This window comes from Paenibacillus sp. FSL K6-1096 (assembly GCF_037977055.1).
GTDB lineage: Bacteria > Bacillota > Bacilli > Paenibacillales > Paenibacillaceae > Paenibacillus_AQ.
In genome coordinates this window covers 2,638,667-2,658,993 of the sequence record NZ_CP150274.1, presented here as the reverse complement: position 1 = coordinate 2,658,993, position 20,327 = coordinate 2,638,667, and the positions used below count along the sequence as shown (strand labels likewise).

Genomic DNA, 20,327 nt, shown 5'->3' with positions numbered 1-20,327 from the left:
ATGTGAAAGAAAAGGATAGGGGAGGGGCTATGGGCGACGCGATGCTGGAGAAGATCAGCCGGGCACAGCAGGGGGATGCTGCTGCGCTGGCTATGCTGCTGCGGGAGCACTATCCCTTCCTGTACAAGTATCTGGTGAAGGCCACTATGGACCCTCTGCTTGCGGAGGAGCTGGCCCAGGATACGATGCTCCGCTGTATGGAGAAGATCGGAACCTATAATGGGTCGTCCAAATTCTCTTCATGGCTGATTACGATCGCCAGCCGTCTGTACATTGACCGCAAGCGGCGCTGGCGGCGTGAGATGAAGTGGAAGCAGGAGCAGGCAGAGCAGCAGGGGACCCGCCGGATACGGTGGGGGTTCGAGAGCCGGAATATGGAGTGGAGCGATGTGCTTGATGCCATGTCGCGCCTGTCCTCAGCGCACCGGATGGCGGTTCTGCTGAAGCATTATTACGGATACGGGTACGAGGAGATCGGGGAGATGCTGGATATTCCTGCTGGAACCGCGAAATCACGTGTAGCTGCCGGATTGGGCCAGCTGCGGAAGGAGCTGAATGATGATGAGATTTAACAGTGATGAAGAACTTCTGAATAAGCTCTCGGCAGAGCTGGAGAATCTGGACAGACAGTATGACGATGTCACTGCCCCTTCCCTGCCGGAGCTGGAGCAGCTTATAGCGTCGGAAGCACTCCGCCGGAGCAGGCGGCGCCGTAAAGAGCTGCTGTTATTCATCCTGATCGCCCTGGTGCTGATTGTTGCTGTGATCTCCATTCTAAGCTCTGCACCGGTGGTGTACTTAAGCCTGCAGGTGATTTTCCTGCTGGCAGCGCTTGGCATCCCGGGAGCAGCATGGATCAGACGCCGGCGGGAGGAGGCGCAGCCGTGAAGGAGCTGCAGGAATTGCCTGTCTGGTTATGGATTGTCCTGGCTGCTGCAGTGATGCTGCAGGGAACCTGGCTGTTCCTCCATGCCCGGGACAGAGGCCAGGGATGGAAGGCCTGGTTCTGGGGGATTTGGGGACTTACGGTGGTACCGACACCGGCACTGTGCTATCTGCTGTTTGTAGTTCTCCCGGACAACCGGAAGCGGAAGGCAGACAATAACCGCTGAGGAACTACTATTTTCCGTCTATCTTTTTCAGTCACACTTAAGAGAACTGGAGGGATACGGTTATGAATGATATCAATTGGGGATTGATTGGCCCGCTGCTGGCTCTGCAGCTTTTGCTTGCGGTGATCGGGCTGATCTCACTGGCGAAGGCGGAGCAGGTGCGGGGGCCGAGATGGATGTGGGTCCTGTTCCTGGTCTTTGGCAACCTGCTCGGCAGCATCGCCTACTTCACGCTGGGCAGGAGGGATCTGTGATGCCGCTGCTTGAGGTTACGGATCTGCGCAAGACCTATGGCGGGCAGCCCTCCGTGGACGGAATCAGCTTCAGCGTTGAAGCCGGCCGCTGTGTCGCTCTGCTGGGGCCGAACGGAGCGGGGAAGACGACGACACTGCGTATGCTTGCCGGTCTGCTGCCACAGACATCGGGCACGGTCAGCTTCGGCGGGGGAACCCCGGGAGAGGACTACCGCCGGTATCTGGGTTATCTGCCGCAGGCCCCGGCCTTCTATAACTGGATGAGCGGGCTGGAGTATCTAAGGTTCTCTGCCAAGCTGAGCGGCATGAGTTCCCGGGAAGCGGCGGCGGCATCGGCCGCTGTACTGGAGCGGGTGGGGCTTACGGCTGCGGCCCGCCGCCGGATCGGCGGGTATTCCGGCGGGATGAAGCAGCGCCTGGGGCTGGCTCAAGCTCTGGTGCACCGCCCGCGCTTGCTGCTGCTTGACGAGCCGGTCTCCGCGCTGGACCCTATCGGACGCCGCGAAGTAATGGAGCTGCTGCGGGAGATCCGCGAAGAGACGACCGTGATTCTCTCCACGCATGTGCTGCATGATGCGGAGGAGATGTGCGATGAGGTCATATTGATGAACCGGGGACGCATCGCCGAGCAGGGAACACTAGCCCGTCTCCGTGCGGAATACAGCCTTCCGGTGATCAGGCTGGCCACCGTCAAGGAAGACCGGGCTGTCCGGTGGCTGGAGGAGCTGGGGAACAGAGCTTTTGTTGAGGCGGCAGAAGTGTCGGACGGGAAGGCGCTGCTGAACGTAAGCGATATTGAGCTTGCGCGCCGGACCATTCTGCTGGAAGCGGCGGAGCTGGATATTCCCCTGCTGCAATTCGAAGCGGGCTCATCCACGCTGGAGGAGCTGTTCATGAAGGTGGTGGGGGCATGAGGAAGCTATGGACGCTGTACCGGAGAGAATTGCTTGAGGCCGTCCGCAGCTATAGGCTGATCTGGGTGCCTGTGGTATTCATCATCCTGGGGATTATGCAGCCGCTGGTCGCTTATTATATGCCTGATATTCTGGCGGCTTCGTCCAATGCACCGGCAGCGCTGCTGGAGAGCTACGAGCTGCCGGGCGCAGCAACAGTGATGGCTCAGGCGCTGGGCCAATATGGGACGATTGGAATGCTGGTGCTCGCACTCGCCGCCATGAACAGCCTGGCCGGTGAACGCCATAGCGGGACAGCCGAGCTGCTGATGGCCAAACCGCTGTCCCCTGTCTCCATTGTTGCCGCCAAGTGGGCAGCACATCTGACCGTACTGCTCCTTGCCGTGGGGCTGGGGACAGCGGGAGCTGCTTATTATACGGCGCTGCTAATGGGACATCTGTCGTGGAGCGCCGTTGCGGCGGCTTCCTTGCTCTATGCGCTGTGGCTGCTCTGCGCCGTTTCGCTTACGCTCTTCTTCAGCGCCTGGCTGCGGGGGCCGGCAGCGGCAGCTCTTGCGCTCCTGCTGGCAGCCGGAATGAGCCTGGTTCAAAGCCTGCTGCCTGCCCAGACCGGTTGGCTGCCTGCTGCGCTGCCCGGATTGTCTGCGGCAGTCCTCGCGGGCGGAGCAGCCGAAGCCGGTCCGGTAATCTGTGCATTGCTGCTGATTATAGCCTGTATCACTGGGGCTTCCTTGCAGACAGGCAGACATAAATTGCCTAATTAACAGCCTTTGCAACAAAAATGCATGTTTTCAAGAATTTTCATCGTTATTTCTGTGACAATTCATGAATAGTGCCATCCTGCTGCTGGACAGCTCTATCTTTTTTTAGTAGACTGTTGAAACAAGCAAATCCATGATAGATTTTAGTCAGGAGGTAGGATGATGCTGCGTTTAGGAGAGAAGATTGTCATTGTCGCGGACGCTTTCGAGCAGAGCCTTCCTATCGGAGACTATGGCTACCTGATTGCTTACGACCGCAATCCTGATAATGCGTTTGATTATGTCATTCGTGTTCCCGAAGCTAACAGGAATTTCTATGTTACAGCTGAGGACATTGAGGCCGAAGAGCAGCTGCTGGCACTGGAAGCCGAGAGAGCCACGCATGAGGCGCTGATAGATTATGCACTGTCAACGTATAATGAGAAGCTGTTCCATCAACTGATGAACGGCGAGACGGCTGAGGCGGAAGAGATAGAGACAACATCCCAAGAGAGTATGTCCCAGGCGGATTTCATCAAGCAGGTGAACCTTCGCGCCTGGATTTAAGGTAGAAGCCGGCGAATGCCGGCTTTTTGTTTTTCGCCCATTCCTCCGGTTATCCCTTCGGATTTGCCCCCACCAGCCTTCCGGATCTTCCTTCCGCTGACAAGCGCATTGAATTGTAAGGCCGTCTACAATATAATTAAAAACGTTATCCGGGCGCTTTAGCCCTTTAAACAGGAGGGATATTCAATATGAGCATCACTGTCAAAGATGTGCAGCATGTGGCCAGGCTGGCCCGCCTGCAATTAAGCCCGGAAGAAGAGGCTACCTTTACCGAACAAATGAATGCTATTTTACAATATGCCGAGAAATTGAATGAGCTGGATACCGAGAATGTGAAGCCGACTACGCATGTGCTGCAGGTCAGCAATGTGATGCGTGAGGATGTGGTTAAGGAGAGCCTAACCCAAGAGGAAGCTTTGCTTAATGCACCTGATGATGAAGACGGACAGTTCAAGGTTCCCGCTGTTCTGGAATAACACGATACCAAGAGAGGAGGAAGCAAGTTGAGCCTGTTTCAATACCGGTTACCTGAAGTACATAACATGCTGCACACCAAGGCAGTCTCGGTCAGTGAGCTGACAGAGGAAGCGTTATCGATCATTGCTGAGCGTGACAGTAAGATTCATGCCTTTTTGACTTTGAATGAGGAGGGGGCCCGGCAGCAAGCGCGCGTGCTTGATGACAAGCTGGCGTCCGGGGCTTCCCGCGGCCTGCTCTTCGGACTCCCTGCCGGCATCAAGGATAATATTGTGACCAAGAATCTGCGCACCACCTGTGCCAGCCAGTTCCTGGCCAATTTCCAGCCGCTGTATGATGCAACCGTAGTGTCCAAGCTGCGCCAGGCGGATGCCGTAACCATCGGCAAGCTGAATATGGACGAGTTCGCCATGGGCGGCTCCAATGAGAATTCCAGCTTCAGCGCGGTATCCAATCCGTGGGATCTGGAGCGGGTGCCCGGCGGATCAAGCGGCGGTTCGGCAGCAGCGGTTGCAGCCGGTGAGGTGTACTTCACGCTGGGCTCGGACACCGGAGGATCGATCCGCCAGCCGGCATCCTATTGCGGGGTAGTAGGCCTTAAGCCAACCTATGGTCTGGTCTCGCGTTACGGCCTGGTCGCTTTTGCCTCCTCGCTGGACCAGATTGGCCCGATTACCCGTACTGTTGAAGATTCCGCGTATGTGCTGCAGGCCATTGCCGGTTATGATGCCCAAGATTCGACCTCAGCCAAGGTGGACATCCCTGACTACCTCGGCTCGTTGACCGGAGATATTGCCGGACTGCGGATTGCCGTGCCGAAGGAATATATCGGCGAAGGTGTAGATGCGGCGGTCCGTGAATCCGTGCTGTCAGCGCTTAAGGTGCTGGAAGGGCTCGGCGCCGTATGGGAGGAAGTGTCTCTTCCGCATACCGAATATGCCGTTGCCGCGTATTATCTGCTCTCCTCCTCGGAGGCTTCGTCCAACCTGGCCCGCTTTGACGGGGTCCGTTACGGCCAGCGAGTGGATGACGGGGGCGGATTGCTGGAGCTGTACCACAATTCCCGCAGCCAGGGCTTCGGCCCTGAGGTCAAACGCCGGATTATGCTCGGAACTTACGCGTTGAGCTCGGGGTACTATGATGCTTATTATCTGAAAGCCCAGAAGGTCCGCACCCTGATCAAGCAGGATTTTGATGAAGTATTCACCAAATATGATGTCGTGCTCGGGCCGACTGCGCCAACCACCGCCTTCAAGCTGGGCTCGCAGACCGAAGATCCGCTGACGATGTATCTGAACGATATCCTTACCATCCCTGTCAGCCTGGCCGGTATCCCTGCCATCAGCATTCCTTGCGGCTTCGCCGAAGGCCTGCCTGTTGGCCTGCAGATTATCGGCAAGGAATTTGACGAGAGCACGGTACTGCGCGTCGCCCATGCCTTTGAACAGCATACAGAGTATCACAAGGCCCGCCCGCAATTGTAGCTTGAAGGAGTTGCCCACAAAACTTTTAAGGGATGAGATTATCTATGTCTAAATATGAAACGGTCATCGGGCTGGAAGTTCATGTGGAGCTTCATACCAAGTCCAAAATCTTCTGCGGCTGCTCTACCGAATTCGGTGCTCCGCCCAATACGCACACCTGTCCGGTCTGCCTCGGCCATCCCGGCGTGCTGCCGGTGCTGAACCGCCAGGCGGTAGAGTATGCCATGAAAGCGGCGATGGCTCTGAACTGCACAATCGGCGATGTCAGCAAATTCGACCGCAAGAATTATTTTTACCCCGATTCGCCCAAAGCCTACCAGATCTCGCAATATGATCAGCCTATCGGACTGAACGGCTGGATCGATATTGAAGTGAACGGCGAGACCAAGCGGATCGGCATCACCCGTCTGCATCTGGAGGAGGATGCCGGGAAGCTGACCCATGTCGACGGCGGATTCGCCTCGCTGGTGGACTTCAACCGTGTCGGCACCCCGCTGATCGAGATCGTCTCCGAGCCGGATCTGCGTTCGCCTGAGGAAGCGCGCGCCTATCTGGAGAAGATCCGCGCCATTATGCAGTATTGCGATGTGTCGGATGTGAAGATGGAAGAAGGCTCGATGCGCTGTGATGCCAACATCAGCCTGCGTCCTGTAGGGCAGGAGGAATTCGGCATCCGGGCCGAGCTGAAGAACATGAACTCCTTCCGCGGCGTGCTCCGCGGGCTGGAATATGAACAGTTCCGCCAAGCGGAGATTCTGGATGAGGGCGGTACCGTGGTGCAGGAGACCCGCCGCTGGGATGAAGCAGGGGGCAAGACCCTGTCCATGCGCGGTAAGGAAGAAGCCCATGATTACCGGTATTTCCCGGACCCGGATCTGATTGTGCTGCATATTGATGATGCATGGAGGGAAGCGATCCGCTCCACCATTCCGGAGCTTCCGGATGCCCGTCAGGCCCGATACAGTGAAGAATTCGGCCTGACTGCATACGATGCCGGAGTGCTTACCTCCTCCAAGCCGCTTGCTGATTTCTTCGAGGGCAGCCTTGCGTATACACAGGATGCCAAGGCTGTGGCCAACTGGATGATGGGTGACCTCTTGGGATATCTGAACAGCAACGGTCTGGAATTATCCCAGGTGAAGATTACGCCTCAGGGGCTGGGAGAGATGATCGGGCTGATCGCTGCCGGAACCATCAGCAGCAAGATCGCCAAGACCGTATTCAAGGAGATGCTGGAGAGCGGCAAGCTCCCGGGAGTCATTGTTGAAGAGCAGGGCCTGGTCCAGATCAGCGATGAAGGAGCCATCAAGCAGATTGTTCAGGATGTAGTGGCGGCGAATCCGCAGTCTGTAGAAGACTATAAGGCCGGCAAGCAGAAAGCCATCGGCTTCCTGGTCGGGCAGGTCATGAAAGCGAGTAAGGGTAAGGCCAACCCGGGTCTGGTGAACACCTTGCTTGCTGAAGTGCTGAACAGCTAGAATGGGTAATAGATCATAGAATCAGGGCACAGGGCTTGTCGGCAACGGCAGGCCCTGTACAGATATAAGGGGACTTTCAAGAATGGATACAATAGTGAAGCTGAATCTGCAGGATGAATTCACGCTGGATGACCTGTGGAGCCTTCAGCATAAGGCCTACCGCCTGGAGGCGGAGATGATCGGATTCCATGACATTCCGCCGCTGCAGGAGACCCGTGAGATGCTCAGCCGGGTGAAGGAAGAGTTCTATGGGTGTGTGGATGATGCGGAGGAGCTTCTGGGCGCCGTAGCGGTGATGGAGGAATCCCCCGGCAAGCTTACGGTGACCCGGATGATGGTGAGTCCTGATCATTTCCGGCAGGGCGTAGCGGGCAGGCTGCTGGAATATATCTTTGACCGTTATGCACAGATGGAGCAGTTCATCGTCTCCACAGGGAAGCTGAATCTGCCGGCGGTGAAGCTGTACAACAAGCACGGGTTCATTCCTGTTCAATCGGAGGAAGTCGCTCCGGGAGTAGAGCTGCTGGAATTCCACCGGGCAGGCAGACGGAAATGAGAGATGCAAATGATTCAGAAAGGAGGATGACCGAGGATGAGTTCCGGTCAACAGGAACATGAGGATTATCCCGTCAGGGATGAACAGAACGAGGCAGAATTACAGGAGTCTGAAGCTGGGGATGAAATGAAGCCGGTCAAAATTCCGCCCCGGCCCAAGCGGCGTCCCCGCAAACGGAAATTTGTAGCCGGACTGCTTGCAGCAGTTCTGCCCGGCGCGGGCCATTTGTATCTTGGACTGCTCCGCAAGGGCATCACCTTTATTTTTCTGCTGCTGCTCGATATTATGGCGCTGCTGTACTTCTCTTCTATTGGAATGCAGATTAATGTACCGCTGCTGATTCTTCTGGCGCTGCTGATCCCGGTAATGTATTTCTACAACGTGTTTGATGCGCTTCAGGCAGCCGACCGGATTCTGCGCTTTCCTGAAGAGCATGACCCTGAAGACGGGGAGGACATTAAGTCCGCAGCATCAGCAAGACGGCGGGTAAGGATCACCGAGCCGGGGATTTCCTTCGGCGTCATGCTGCTGGCCGGGGGGGTGCTGCTCTTTCTCTTCCGGCAGAAGCCGCCATGGCTGCAAGCCTTCATTGAGAACTCCGCCGGCGCTGCGGCAGCAGTGCTGTTAATCGGCCTGGGCGTGCTCATGGGGATTCGTGAAGTAGCCAAGAATATGATGGCGCGCGCGGGCAAGGAGCGGAGAAGCCGGCGCATCGGCAGATATACGGCATCGGCCACGCTGGCCGCTGTGGGAACGCTGCTCTTCCTGGACTGGAGCTATGGCACGGATGATATGATGCTGCTGCTGAAATGGTGGCCCGTTATCCCTGTGCTCTGGGGAATTGAATATCTGCTGATCTATTTATTCTCCCGCCGCAGCAAGCCGGGTGGTACTGTCCGCAGAGCGCGGATGGACCTGCGGGGCCTGATCTCGGCCATAGTTCTGGCCGCCTGTGTGTTCATCGTGACCGAGCAGGAGCATTATCTGCATCTGTGGAACCGGGTCAGTCTAAATCTGACGGCGGCGGCGGTGGATTACGGGGAAGCGGAGGGACATCAATTTGAGAAGCCTCCGCTGGTCGTTCCGGTCGAGCTGAATACCTCCAAAGTCAGCATTGACGCGATTAACGGAGATATTCTCATCCACCGGGCTGCTGTCGAGGATATCGAGATTAAGGCAACGGTGTGGGTGGATCAGCTGGATGGTGTGCTGGCTGAGGCGATAGCGGACCAGTCTTTTGTCGAGGTGAGCGAAGGGACAACCATCAAGATTACCCCTCAGAGCAAGGCATACGGTGAATCCGGCAAACGCCAGCCGCGGATCAACCTGGATATCTCCCTGCCGGAGGACCGGCGGTTTGACCTGAATGTCCGCACGATGAATGGCGGAATTACGCTGCAGAATGTGGAGGCCATTGCCGACATCTCGCTGGAGACCGGGAACGGAGAGCTGATCCTGCACCGCATTTTCGGGAATGTCAAAGGCAAAACGCTCAACGGCGCAGTGCGCGCCAGAAATGTCCTGGGTGATGTGGAGCTGGGGACAAGCGGCGGTGATATGTCAGCCTGGGAGGTTAGCGGGGCGATGAAGCTGTCGACGGCTGTCGGCAATATCAAGGCCTATGACAGCGGCGATGCAGTGGACGTATCTACCAAGAACGGCAATGTGGAGGTAGCTGGAGCGAGAGCGAAGCTGCACGCCGAATCGCTCAACGGCAGAATCCATGTCCGGTCCGCAGATTTCGGCGGCGATTGGGAAGTTTACAGTGCAGTGGGCGATATCGAGCTGTTCCTGCCGCTCACAGGCAATTATACGGTAGAGGGCTCCAGCGGCTACGGGGATATTACAACAGATCTGCCTGGACTTGTGATCGATAAGAAGCTGATTTCCGGCCAGATCGGCACCGGTGAATTCAAGCTCCGTGTAGATGGCAACAGCAATTTAAATGTGAGCAAATATTGAAATAAGTAATTTTTATTATATAATAATCAATATAATGTAATGAGCGCGTTGACAATAACGAAAGCACGGTCTTACAATTACATTAGAGTTATTATTAAGTTGTAATCAAAGGCGGTGGCATGGATGGGTAGTGGAGTACAACATGCATTGGAGCAGCTCAAGACAACCGGTGTCCGTATTACGCCCCAGCGTCATGCGATTCTAACGTATCTGATGGAAGCGATGAATCATCCTACGGCTGACGATATTTACCGGGCGCTTGAGCCTCAGTTTCCCAGTATGAGTGTGGCAACGGTGTATAACAATCTGAAGATGTTCATGGAAGCAGGGATGGTCCGTGAGCTGACCTACGGTGACAATTCCAGCCGTTTTGATGCCAATGTGTCTGATCACTATCATGTCATCTGCCAGGAATGCGGCAAGATTGAGGATTTCAGCTATCCTGCCCTGCATGAAGTGGAGCAGCATGCTGAAGCAGCTACAGGCTTTAAGATTCACGGCTTGCGGATGGAACTGTACGGAGTCTGCAAATGCTGCAGCGAGAAGCAGCACTGAACTGAAATTAACCTATAAACGTGTGGAGTCCGGCTGCGGATTCTGCACGTTTTTTGTTACAATAAGACAGCCCTTCCAAGAGATTAACGCAACCATTAAGACCTGCATAGCGTATACTTAACAGGAGCGTTGCCTGCTTTTACAAATTTAAACACATGGTTTGGAGGACCTATCTTGGACAGAAGACAGAGACGAGGACGCGTGAAGAAGCGCGGGAGTCTTGGACGCCGCTTATTGGGACTTGTCATTATAGCCGCAGCCGCCTTTTATGTTGTTTACTATGTAATGCCGAACCGCCAGCATCAGGACCCGGATTGGAAGGGGCTGGACAAGCCTATTTTCGTCAAAGGACAGCTTACGGACTATTCCGCCTCGGGAACGGGGGACAGCCTGCTTTTACCGCTGCCTTTCCTGCAGGAATATGTTGATTCATCCATCCGCTATGAGGACAAGACCAAATCCGTCATTCTCTCAACAGACAGCAGTCTATTATATATGCAGGAATCATCCACAGCAGCAAGCCTGAACAATGAACCTCTGCAGCTTCGTCTAGCTCCCGAGGTTAAGGATAAAGTCACCTACCTTCCGGTAGACACACTGGAGAACCTGTACGGATTCGAGATTGATGAGGACACAGCCACCGGTGCAGTTCTGCTGATGACGGCCGGGGAATCGGTGCCGCTCGGCAAGGTGAAGGGCAAGGAAGGCGGAAGGACCAAAGCGCTGCGGAGTGAAGCTACGGTTCACGCCCCGATTCTCGCGGATATGCCTCCCGGAACGGTGGTCAGAATCTGGAATACGGAGACCGAGGACTGGATGTTTGTTCAGATGGACAATGGCTATGCTGGCTACGTCAAAGCCAGTGACATTACCCCGGACGGCACCAAAGCGGTAGAGAAGCAGCCCGTCACCCCTACACGCGCCGAGCGGAGCTGGAAGGGCAAGCCGGTGAACATGTTCTGGGAAGCCGTGTACGAGCGCAAGCCGAATCCGGCCAAATTCGCGGCGCTGCCGGGAGTGAATGTGGTTAGCCCTACCTGGTTCAGCATTATTGATGTGAACGGCAATGTGCGCAGCCAGGCAGACCGTGCCTACGTGGATTGGGCGCATAACCAGGGGATGGAGGTATGGGGCCTGCTGAGCAACAGCTTCGAACCCGACCTCACTACGGAGGCTCTGTCCACTTATGAGAAGCGGATGAACACGATCGTGCAGATGCTGAAGTATGCGGACCTGTACAACCTGGACGGAATCAATATCGACTTCGAGAATGTGTATACGAAGGACGGGCCGAATGTTACCCAGTTCATGCGTGAGCTGAAGCCGATGGCCCAGAGCCGGAATCTGGTCGTCTCCATTGATGTCACCCCGAAATCCAACAGCGAAATGTGGTCCCTGTTCCTTGACCGCCGGGCGCTTGGCGCAGTGTCGGACTTCCTGATCGTAATGGCCTATGATGAACACTGGGCAGCCAGTCCGGTAGCGGGCTCGGTCGCCTCCCTGCCGTGGGTCAAGACTTCGGTTAACCGGATTCTGGAGGAGGATGAGGTGCCGGCGGAGAAGCTGATTCTTGGCGTACCGCTCTACACGCGGATCTGGACCGAAGCCACCGAGAAGGGTAAGACCAAGGTAAGCTCAAAGGCTGTCAGTATGAATGCGGTGAAGGAGATCATTGCCGAGAAGAAGCTGACGCCGGTATTCGATGAGAAGGCCGGTCAGAACTACGTGGAGTATAAGGAAGACAAGACTCTGCGCAAAATATGGATCGAGGACAAGACCTCACTCACCGCGAGAGTGGAGCTCGCCCGCTCCCTGAAGCTCGGCGGTGTGGCAGCGTGGAACCGGAGCTTCGCCAGCCCTGAGGCCTGGGAAGCGTTGAAGGGCATCATAGAATAACATTAACTCATTATAAAAAGGTGTTGTCCTCCAGGGGGACAACACCTTTTTTGCAGAAGATAAGAATGCTGCTGCATATTTCTTGTAGATAAATGATTACAACAAACACCGCTAAAATAGGGTTATTGCTTAAGCTGCTGGGCTTCGAGCTGCTCGGCAGTAATCGTGGCCTCAGCCGGGTCTGTCGTAAGGATCGTATGACAGAACATGCAGCGGTCGGTTTTGCCCAGCATTTTGGTCAGCTTATGGCATTCCGGGCATTCCACCTGAACGGCGCTGGTTGAGAGCATTCCGGCCCAGAAATAGATGGCCATGCTGGCCATCAAAGCGATCAGGCCGATCACCAGTCCGATTCCGGCGAATACCTTGCCTGCTGATCCCCAGAATACAATGCCTGCGGTGCCCATGATCATAAGCCCCATGCCCACCATGGTAAGCAGCAGCCCCCAGGTGCGGAAGGCATTGATTTTGGCGGATTTAAATTTCATGAGTGTGATCTCCTTACTGAAATATAGTTCGGTCATTCAGGAGGAACTGGCATGATGATGTAGAATAATATGAGTTATAGAGATTATAACTGACTGGATGCTAAATCGCCATATTCGATGGAGGGAAGTATGGAACTGTCCAATTTGACCCTACTCAGTGGGGAGACATTCGATGAGAATGTTCTGGGAGCCGTGGCCTGGCGGCAAAGAGGGGAAGACACCTTTCAAAGTGCGCTGCTGCACGATTATGATATGGTCGTCCTCATGCTGCATGAGGAACAGGAAACCGAACGTATCATAACCCATACTATTGCCGGCGATAAGCGGACGCAATCGGTGCATGTGGGTCTGTCTGCTCTGGAACGTGCTGTGATGGCGGGAGATAATAATGAACTGCTGGCCAGCCTGATCTCCGGGGAGGTCATCTGGGACCCTAAGGGAATCCTGGAAGAGATGCGGAAGCAGCTTACCCGGTTCGACGGGCCGCTCAAGGAACGGGTGCTGTTTATGGAATTCGCCCGCTTTTTACATATGTATATTAAGTCCAAGCGTTACATTGAGGCTGGCTGCACCATGGATGCCTACAACTGCGTGCTGATTGCATTGTATCATTGGGCGCGGATTGAAGTGAGCGAAGCGGGACATTTCCCGGAGCCGGCAGTTTGGGGACAAGTCAAGAGCATGAATTCCCAGGTGCATAAGCTGTATGAGGAACTGACGATCAGCACGGAGACGCTTGACCAAAGGGTTGAACTGATTCTGCTGGCCTGTGAATTTGCCCTGATGTCCAAGATGCCTGACTGCTGTGCCATGCTGATTCGTATTCTGGGCAGCCGCAAGGAGGCGTGGAGCATCAAGGAGCTTCTACAGCATTCCGGGTTAAGCCAGCTACAGGCAGAACTGCCGCTGGTGTTGCGCAAGCTGGTGTCGCGTTCTTTAATCCGGGAGATCAGCTCCTGGACTGTAGAAGCCGGAGATGGACATGCAATCCGGTATACCCTTTAATGATGCAGTGAGTTTGGCGTTGGAAATGGTCCTATAATTAGATAATGACTGCAAGCGAATGGAGAGGGGATGCACTCTCTTTTTTTATTTGTTTTTAGGGTTGACTTGGGCGCAGATCGTATGTTAAATTATAACTCGTCCCTCTGACATTGCGATGTGTTGCAAGACATTCGTAAGTCAGCCGCAAAAAGAAAATAAAAAAATGGTTGACTAAAACGAGGGCGCTGTGATATATTATAAAGGTCGCTGCTGAGACAAAATAAAGCGACAAAAGATGTGCTTGATCTTTGAAAACTGAACAACGAGTGAGTATCGGAAATCACTTTGGTGATTCCAAATTAGAGAATGTAAATTCTCGTCAGATGTTTCAAAATGAGCTATCGCTCTTTCTATAAGCGCTTACTTCGGTAGGCGACCTAATTGGAGAGTTTGATCCTGGCTCAGGACGAACGCTGGCGGCGTGCCTAATACATGCAAGTCGAGCGGAGTCTGGTTGGAAGCTTGCTTCCAACTTGGCTTAGCGGCGGACGGGTGAGTAACACGTAGGCAACCTGCCCCTAAGACTGGGATAACTACCGGAAACGGTAGCTAATACCGGATAATCTCTTTCCTCTCCTGAGGGAAGAATGAAAGGCGGAGCAATCTGCCGCTTGGGGATGGGCCTGCGGCGCATTAGCTAGTTGGCGGGGTAACGGCCCACCAAGGCGACGATGCGTAGCCGACCTGAGAGGGTGAACGGCCACACTGGGACTGAGACACGGCCCAGACTCCTACGGGAGGCAGCAGTAGGGAATCTTCCGCAATGGGCGACAGCCTGACGGAGCAACGCCGCGTGAGTGATGAAGGTTTTCGGATCGTAAAGCTCTGTTGCCAGGGAAGAACGTCCGGTAGAGTAACTGCTGCCGGAGTGACGGTACCTGAGAAGAAAGCCCCGGCTAACTACGTGCCAGCAGCCGCGGTAATACGTAGGGGGCAAGCGTTGTCCGGAATTATTGGGCGTAAAGCGCGCGCAGGCGGCTATTTAAGTCTGGTGTTTAAACCTTGGGCTCAACCTGGGGTCGCACTGGAAACTGGGTGGCTTGAGTACAGAAGAGGAAAGTGGAATTCCACGTGTAGCGGTGAAATGCGTAGAGATGTGGAGGAACACCAGTGGCGAAGGCGACTTTCTGGGCTGTAACTGACGCTGAGGCGCGAAAGCGTGGGGAGCAAACAGGATTAGATACCCTGGTAGTCCACGCCGTAAACGATGAGTGCTAGGTGTTAGGGGTTTCGATACCCTTGGTGCCGAAGTTAACACAGTAAGCACTCCGCCTGGGGAGTACGGTCGCAAGACTGAAACTCAAAGGAATTGACGGGGACCCGCACAAGCAGTGGAGTATGTGGTTTAATTCGAAGCAACGCGAAGAACCTTACCAGGTCTTGACATCCAACTAACGAAGCAGAGATGCATCAGGTGCCCTTCGGGGAAAGTTGAGACAGGTGGTGCATGGTTGTCGTCAGCTCGTGTCGTGAGATGTTGGGTTAAGTCCCGCAACGAGCGCAACCCTTGACTTTAGTTGCCAGCAGGTAGAGCTGGGCACTCTAGAGTGACTGCCGGTGACAAACCGGAGGAAGGTGGGGATGACGTCAAATCATCATGCCCCTTATGACCTGGGCTACACACGTACTACAATGGCCGGTACAACGGGAAGCGAAGCCGCGAGGTGGAGCCAATCCCAGCAAAGCCGGTCTCAGTTCGGATTGCAGGCTGCAACTCGCCTGCATGAAGTCGGAATTGCTAGTAATCGCGGATCAGCATGCCGCGGTGAATACGTTCCCGGGTCTTGTACACACCGCCCGTCACACCACGAGAGTTTACAACACCCGAAGTCGGTGGGGTAACCCGCAAGGGAGCCAGCCGCCGAAGGTGGGGTAGATGATTGGGGTGAAGTCGTAACAAGGTAGCCGTATCGGAAGGTGCGGCTGGATCACCTCCTTTCTATGGAGAATCGTCTTCTGCGATGAAGACATTCAAATCGGAAGCTTAGCTTCCACCAATCAGGTTTAGGCCTGTTACTCACTCGTTGGTCAGTTTTGAGAGTTTAAGCTCTCAACTTGATCCTTGAAAACTGGATACCGAAACGAATTTGCGTTTTAGAACATTCCTTTAAGCTGAACTTGTGTAAGCAAGTTTGAAGTTTTTAGTTATACTGAGCGATGGTTTTGGATTGTGAGCGACCTTTGGCTTTGAATATTCCAGCGGGCGGATTTATCCGTACGCGCTATTCAAAACAAGATGAGCGAATAAGCCAATACCGGAGCGATTGGTTAAGCTACTAAGAGCACACGGAGGATGCCTAGGCGCCAGGAGCCGACGAAGGACGTGGCGAACAACGAAACTGCCTCGGGGAGCTGTAAGCAAGCTTTGATCCGGGGGTGTCCGAATGGGGAAACCCAGCTGTGGTAATGCACAGTTACTCGTATCTGAATACATAGGATACGCAGAGGCAGACCAGGGGAACTGAAACATCTAAGTACCCTGAGGAAGAGAAAACAATAGTGATTCCGTCAGTAGCGGCGAGCGAACGCGGAACAGCCTAAACCAAGGGGCTTGCCCCTTGGGGTTGTGGGACGTCTCACATGGAGTTACAAAAGGTTAAGGTAGGCGAAGAGGTCTGGAAAGGCCCGCGATAGAGGTAAAAGCCCTGTAGCCAAAAGTTTAACCCCTCCGAGACGGATCCCGAGTAGTGCGGGGCACGTGAAACCCCGTATGAATCTGGCAGGACCATCTGCTAAGGCTAAATACTACCTGGCGACCGATAGTGAATCAGTACCGTGAGGGAAAGGTGAAAAGCACCCCGGAAGGGGAGTGAAATAGAACCTGAAACCGTGTGCTTACAAAAAGTCAGAGTCCTCTATATGGATGATGGCGTGCCTTTTGTAGAATGAACCGGCGAGTTACGTTCAACATGCAAGGTTAAGGTGAGAAGCCGGAGCCGCAGCGAAAGCGAGTCTGAATAGGGCGACTGAGTATGTGGGCGTAGACCCGAAACCGTGTGATCTACCCCTGTCCAGGGTGAAGGTGCGGTAACACGCACTGGAGGCCCGAACCCACGTACGTTGAAAAGTGCGGGGATGAGGTGGGGGTAGCGGAGAAATTCCAATCGAACTCGGAGATAGCTGGTTCTCCCCGAAATAGCTTTAGGGCTAGCCTCGGTGAATGGAGTGGTGGAGGTAGAGCACTGATTGGGTGCGGGGCCCGCAAGGGTTACCAAGCTCAGTCAAACTCCGAATGCCACTTACTTCTTGCCGGGAGTCAGACAGTGAGTGCTAAGATCCATTGTCAAAAGGGAAACAGCCCAGACCATCAGCTAAGGTCCCCAAGTGTGTGTTAAGTGGGAAAGGATGTGGAGTTGCACAGACAACCAGGATGTTGGCTTAGAAGCAGCCACCATTGAAAGAGTGCGTAATAGCTCACTGGTCGAGTGACTCTGCGCCGAAAATGTAACGGGGCTAAACACACCACCGAAGCTATGGCTTGATGCTTTGCATCAGGGGTAGGGGAGCGTTGTATGTGGGTTGAAGGTGTACCGTAAGGAGCGCTGGACAGCATACAAGTGAGAATGCCGGTATGAGTAACGAAAAGATCAGTGAGAATCTGATCCGCCGAAAGCCCAAGGTTTCCTGAGGAAGGCTCGTCCGCTCAGGGTAAGTCGGGACCTAAGGCGAGGCCGACAGGCGTAGTCGAAGGACAACAGTTTGAAATTACTGTACCACCGTAATCCGCTATGAGCGATGGGGTGACGCAGGAGGGTAGTGACGCGGACTGATGGATGTCCGTCTAAGCAGTGAGGCTGGTGTGCAGGCAAATCCGCACACTGTTAAGGCTGGGCTGTGATGGGGAGCGAAAATTACAGTAGCGAAGGTCATGATCTCACACTGCCAAGAAAAGCCTCTAGCCAGGAGAAGGTGCCCGTACCGCAAACCGACACAGGTAGGCGAGAAGAGAATTCTAAGGCGCGCGGAAGAACTCTCGTTAAGGAACTCGGCAAAATGACCCCGTAACTTCGGGAGAAGGGGTGCCTCGGTAGGGTGAATAGCCCGAGGGGGCCGCAGTGAAAAGGCCCAAGCGACTGTTTAGCAAAAACACAGGTCTGTGCGAAGCCGCAAGGCGAAGTATACGGGCTGACGCCTGCCCGGTGCTGGAAGGTTAAGGGGAGTGGTTAGGGGTAACCCGAAGCTATGAACCGAAGCCCCAGTAAACGGCGGCCGTAACTATAACGGTCCTAAGGTAGCGAAATTCCTTGTCAGGTAAATTCTGACCCGCACGAATGGCGTAACGACTTGGGCGCTGTCTCAACGAGAGATCCGGTGAAATTTTAATACCTGTGAAGATGCAGGTTACCCGCGACAAGACGGAAAGACCCCATGGAGCTTTACTGCAGCTTGATATTGAATTTGGGTACGATCTGTACAGGATAGGTGGGAGCCGTGGAAGGCGGAGCGCAAGCTTCGCTGGAGGCGCCGTTGGGATACCACCCTGATCGTATCTAGGTTCTAACCTGGTACCCTCAGCGGGTACGGGGACCGTGTCAGGCGGGCAGTTTGACTGGGGCGGTCGCCTCCTAAAGAGTAACGGAGGCGTTCAAAGGTTCCCTCAGAATGGTTGGAAATCATTCGAAGAGTGCAAAGGCAGAAGGGAGCTTGACTGCGAGACCTACAAGTCGAGCAGGGACGAAAGTCGGACTTAGTGATCCGGTGGTACCGCATGGAAGGGCCATCGCTCAACGGATAAAAGCTACCCTGGGGATAACAGGCTTATCTCCCCCAAGAGTCCACATCGACGGGGAGGTTTGGCACCTCGATGTCGGCTCATCGCATCCTGGGGCTGAAGTAGGTCCCAAGGGTTGGGCTGTTCGCCCATTAAAGCGGTACGCGAGCTGGGTTCAGAACGTCGTGAGACAGTTCGGTCCCTATCTGTCGTGGGCGCAGGAAATTTGAGAGGAGCTGTCCTTAGTACGAGAGGACCGGGATGGACGTACCGCTGGTGCACCAGTTGTTCCGCCAGGAGCATGGCTGGGTAGCTACGTACGGACGGGATAAGCGCTGAAAGCATCTAAGCGTGAAGCCCCCCTCAAGATGAGATTTCCCAGTATGTAAGACCCCTTGAAGACGACGAGGTAGATAGGTTGGAGGTGGAAGTGCAGCAATGCATGGAGCTGACCAATACTAATCGGTCGAGGGCTTATCCAATAAACTAACACACAAATTCGTTTCGGATTCAGTTTTCAGGTGATCAAGACCTGATATGTATATTCCCTGATAGCTCAGTTGGTAGAGCACTCGACTGTTAATCGAGTTGTCACAGGTTCGAGTCCTGTTCGGGGAGCCATATGGAGAGGTGTCCGAGTTTGGCCGAAGGAGCACGATTGGAAATCGTGTAGGCGCCACAAGCGTCTCGAGGGTTCGAATCCCTCTCTCTCCGTAGCAGTACTTCATTATGTTCCACAGCATGGCCCGTTGGTCAAGGGGTTAAGACACCTCCCTTTCACGGAGGTAACATGGGTTCGAATCCCATACGGGTCACCAATATCATCATACGGTTCTCATTTGGAGGCTTAGCTCAGCTGGGAGAGCATCTGCCTTACAAGCAGAGGGTCGGGGGTTCGAACCCCTCAGCCTCCACCATCTATAATTAAATAGATTTTTACTAATGACGCGGGGTGGAGCAGCCCGGTAGCTCGTCGGGCTCATAACCCGAAGGCCGCAGGTTCAAATCCTGCCCCCGCAATTAACCTTTTACTTTGGAACCGTGGTGTAGTTGGCCTAACATGCCTGCCTGTCACGCAGGAGATCGCGGGTTCGAATCCCGTCGGTTCCGCCATTCTTAATTGCTTCAGGGATGAGAATTAATCATCTTGAAAGAATCACTTTTATGGCTCGGTAGCTCAGTCGGTAGAGCAAAGGACTGAAAATCCTTGTGTCGGGGGTTCGATTCCCTCCCGCGCCACCATACAATTTAATATGCCGGTGTAGCTCAATTGGTAGAGCAACTGACTTGTAATCAGTAGGTTGGGGGTTCAAGTCCTCTCGCCGGCACCATCCGTGGAGGCTTAGCGAAGTGGCCAAACGCATCAGACTGTAAATCTGCTCACGTACGTGTTCGGTGGTTCGAATCCATCAGCCTCCACCATTTTTTAGGGGCATAGTTTAAAGGTAGAACAACGGTCTCCAAAACCGTTGGTGTGGGTTCAATTCCTGCTGCCCCTGCCAATTTAATATCCTATAAAAGAATCACATGGCGGCCGTGGCGAAGGGGTTAACGCACCGGATTGTGGTTCCGGCATTCGTGGGTTCGAGACCCATCGGCCGCCCCATTTCTTTTATAAGAATGTTAAGGTATTGCAACAACTTCATATGGCGACTGTGGCGAAGGGGTTAACGCACCGGATTGTGGTTCCGGCATTCGTGGGTTCGAGACCCATCAGTCGCCCCATTTATTTCAAAGCAAATTTTGGGGATTAGCCAAGCGGTAAGGCAACGGACTTTGACTCCGTCATTCATAGGTTCGATTCCTATATCCCCAGCCATTATATGCGGACGTGGCTCAGCGGTAGAGCATCGCCTTGCCAAGGCGAGGGTCGCGGGTTCGATTCCCGTCGTCCGCTCCATTTCTTTCGGTGCCATAGCCAAGTGGTAAGGCAAAGCTCTGCAAAAGCTTTATCCCCAGTTCAAATCTGGGTGGCACCTCCATTATTTTTTTGTTTCACTTATATATGCCGGCGTGGCGGAATGGCAGACGCGCTCGACTCAAAATCGAGTGGGAAACCGTGGAGGTTCGAGTCCTCTCGCCGGTATCA

16 protein-coding genes, 16 tRNA genes and 2 rRNA genes are annotated in these 20,327 nt (G+C 54.3%); 33 read left to right on the top strand and 1 reads right to left on the bottom strand.

Going from position 1 to position 20,327, the window contains the following annotated elements:
* The first annotated feature begins 29 nt into the window (after positions 1–29).
* From sigY to MHI24_RS11640, 14 genes are all read left to right on the top strand, one after another.
* Complete coding sequence (gene sigY / locus MHI24_RS11705) at positions 30–572, top strand: RNA polymerase sigma factor SigY (RefSeq protein ID WP_340025787.1); 543 nt, start codon at positions 30–32, stop codon at positions 570–572.
* The gene (locus MHI24_RS11700) at positions 556–888 is read left to right on the top strand and encodes a DUF5345 family protein (protein WP_340025786.1); all 333 of its coding nucleotides are present in this window, start codon (positions 556–558) and stop codon (positions 886–888) included. The genes sigY and MHI24_RS11700 overlap by 17 nt, the downstream gene beginning before the upstream one ends.
* A complete protein-coding gene (locus tag MHI24_RS11695; protein WP_340025785.1) occupies positions 885–1,112 on the top strand; it encodes a hypothetical protein in 228 nt (75 codons plus the stop codon). The genes MHI24_RS11700 and MHI24_RS11695 overlap by 4 nt, the downstream gene beginning before the upstream one ends.
* A 62-nt stretch (positions 1,113–1,174) precedes the next feature.
* Positions 1,175–1,366 (top strand): PLD nuclease N-terminal domain-containing protein, encoded by a 192-nt coding sequence (locus tag MHI24_RS11690; protein ID WP_340025783.1) that lies wholly within the window; start codon positions 1,175–1,177, stop codon positions 1,364–1,366.
* The gene (locus tag MHI24_RS11685) at positions 1,366–2,280 is read left to right on the top strand and encodes an ABC transporter ATP-binding protein (protein WP_340025782.1); all 915 of its coding nucleotides are present in this window, start codon (positions 1,366–1,368) and stop codon (positions 2,278–2,280) included. The genes MHI24_RS11690 and MHI24_RS11685 overlap by 1 nt, the downstream gene beginning before the upstream one ends.
* Positions 2,277–3,044 carry an ABC transporter permease subunit gene (locus tag MHI24_RS11680; RefSeq protein ID WP_340025781.1) on the top strand — a complete coding sequence of 256 codons (768 nt, stop codon included), beginning with the start codon at positions 2,277–2,279 and terminating at the stop codon, positions 3,042–3,044. Before MHI24_RS11685 ends, MHI24_RS11680 begins: the two co-directional genes overlap by 4 nt.
* Positions 3,045–3,203: 159 nt before the next feature.
* Positions 3,204–3,587, top strand: coding sequence for an ATPase (locus MHI24_RS11675; RefSeq protein WP_340026663.1), 384 nt, complete (start codon positions 3,204–3,206; stop codon positions 3,585–3,587).
* A gap of 188 nt (positions 3,588–3,775) precedes the next feature.
* A complete protein-coding gene (gatC, locus tag MHI24_RS11670) occupies positions 3,776–4,063 on the top strand; it encodes an Asp-tRNA(Asn)/Glu-tRNA(Gln) amidotransferase subunit GatC (RefSeq protein WP_340025780.1) in 288 nt (95 codons plus the stop codon).
* 27 nt (positions 4,064–4,090) lie between these two features.
* The gene (gene gatA / locus MHI24_RS11665) at positions 4,091–5,548 is read left to right on the top strand and encodes an Asp-tRNA(Asn)/Glu-tRNA(Gln) amidotransferase subunit GatA (RefSeq protein WP_340025779.1); all 1,458 of its coding nucleotides are present in this window, start codon (positions 4,091–4,093) and stop codon (positions 5,546–5,548) included.
* A gap of 32 nt (positions 5,549–5,580) precedes the next feature.
* Entirely contained in the window at positions 5,581–7,026 is a 1,446-nt protein-coding gene (gene gatB, locus MHI24_RS11660; RefSeq protein WP_340025778.1) for an Asp-tRNA(Asn)/Glu-tRNA(Gln) amidotransferase subunit GatB, read from the top strand.
* 82 nt (positions 7,027–7,108) lie between these two features.
* Positions 7,109–7,582 (top strand): GNAT family N-acetyltransferase, encoded by a 474-nt coding sequence (locus MHI24_RS11655; RefSeq protein WP_340025777.1) that lies wholly within the window; start codon positions 7,109–7,111, stop codon positions 7,580–7,582.
* Between the two features lie 36 nt (positions 7,583–7,618).
* Complete coding sequence (locus MHI24_RS11650; protein WP_340025776.1) at positions 7,619–9,544, top strand: DUF4097 family beta strand repeat-containing protein; 1,926 nt, start codon at positions 7,619–7,621, stop codon at positions 9,542–9,544.
* 123 nt (positions 9,545–9,667) lie between these two features.
* The gene (perR, locus tag MHI24_RS11645) at positions 9,668–10,099 is read left to right on the top strand and encodes a peroxide-responsive transcriptional repressor PerR (RefSeq protein ID WP_340025775.1); all 432 of its coding nucleotides are present in this window, start codon (positions 9,668–9,670) and stop codon (positions 10,097–10,099) included.
* 174 nt (positions 10,100–10,273) lie between these two features.
* Positions 10,274–11,995 (top strand): glycosyl hydrolase family 18 protein, encoded by a 1,722-nt coding sequence (locus tag MHI24_RS11640; protein WP_340025774.1) that lies wholly within the window; start codon positions 10,274–10,276, stop codon positions 11,993–11,995.
* 122 nt (positions 11,996–12,117) lie between these two features.
* Here the strand turns inward: MHI24_RS11640 and MHI24_RS11635 are convergent, their stop codons facing one another.
* Positions 12,118–12,483, bottom strand: a complete 366-nt coding sequence (locus tag MHI24_RS11635; RefSeq protein WP_340025773.1) for a YgzB family protein — start codon at positions 12,481–12,483, stop codon at positions 12,118–12,120.
* A gap of 129 nt (positions 12,484–12,612) precedes the next feature.
* Between MHI24_RS11635 and MHI24_RS11630 the strand changes: the two genes are divergently transcribed.
* The 19 genes from MHI24_RS11630 to MHI24_RS11540 all read left to right on the top strand — a co-directional run bounded on the left by MHI24_RS11630 (position 12,613) and on the right by MHI24_RS11540 (position 20,324).
* Entirely contained in the window at positions 12,613–13,488 is an 876-nt protein-coding gene (locus MHI24_RS11630; RefSeq protein WP_340025772.1) for a nucleotidyltransferase-like protein, read from the top strand.
* 417 nt (positions 13,489–13,905) lie between these two features.
* Positions 13,906–15,466: ribosomal RNA gene (locus tag MHI24_RS11625) — 16S ribosomal RNA — on the top strand.
* 327 nt (positions 15,467–15,793) lie between these two features.
* Positions 15,794–18,720: ribosomal RNA gene (locus MHI24_RS11620) — 23S ribosomal RNA — on the top strand.
* Together the 16S and 23S rRNA genes with 16 tRNA genes alongside form the textbook arrangement of a ribosomal RNA operon.
* Positions 18,721–18,783: 63 nt before the next feature.
* Positions 18,784–18,859, top strand: a tRNA-Asn gene (locus MHI24_RS11615).
* 3 nt (positions 18,860–18,862) lie between these two features.
* Positions 18,863–18,952: transfer RNA gene (locus MHI24_RS11610), tRNA-Ser, on the top strand.
* Between the two features lie 29 nt (positions 18,953–18,981).
* Positions 18,982–19,056, top strand: a tRNA-Glu gene (locus tag MHI24_RS11605).
* 23 nt (positions 19,057–19,079) lie between these two features.
* Positions 19,080–19,155, top strand: a tRNA-Val gene (locus tag MHI24_RS11600).
* Between the two features lie 29 nt (positions 19,156–19,184).
* A tRNA-Met gene (locus MHI24_RS11595) sits at positions 19,185–19,258 on the top strand.
* Positions 19,259–19,273: 15 nt separating this feature from the next.
* Positions 19,274–19,351, top strand: a tRNA-Asp gene (locus MHI24_RS11590).
* 53 nt (positions 19,352–19,404) lie between these two features.
* Positions 19,405–19,480: transfer RNA gene (locus tag MHI24_RS11585), tRNA-Phe, on the top strand.
* Positions 19,481–19,493: 13 nt separating this feature from the next.
* Positions 19,494–19,569: transfer RNA gene (locus tag MHI24_RS11580), tRNA-Thr, on the top strand.
* A gap of 5 nt (positions 19,570–19,574) precedes the next feature.
* Positions 19,575–19,660: transfer RNA gene (locus tag MHI24_RS11575), tRNA-Tyr, on the top strand.
* Positions 19,661–19,666: 6 nt separating this feature from the next.
* Positions 19,667–19,740 (top strand) — tRNA-Trp (locus tag MHI24_RS11570).
* A gap of 28 nt (positions 19,741–19,768) precedes the next feature.
* Positions 19,769–19,844 (top strand) — tRNA-His (locus tag MHI24_RS11565).
* A 43-nt stretch (positions 19,845–19,887) separates the two neighbouring features.
* Positions 19,888–19,963 (top strand) — tRNA-His (locus MHI24_RS11560).
* 19 nt (positions 19,964–19,982) lie between these two features.
* A tRNA-Gln gene (locus MHI24_RS11555) sits at positions 19,983–20,057 on the top strand.
* Between the two features lie 6 nt (positions 20,058–20,063).
* Positions 20,064–20,138: transfer RNA gene (locus MHI24_RS11550), tRNA-Gly, on the top strand.
* An 8-nt stretch (positions 20,139–20,146) separates the two neighbouring features.
* Positions 20,147–20,220 (top strand) — tRNA-Cys (locus MHI24_RS11545).
* Between the two features lie 25 nt (positions 20,221–20,245).
* Positions 20,246–20,324 (top strand) — tRNA-Leu (locus MHI24_RS11540).
* Positions 20,325–20,327: the final 3 nt, after the last annotated feature.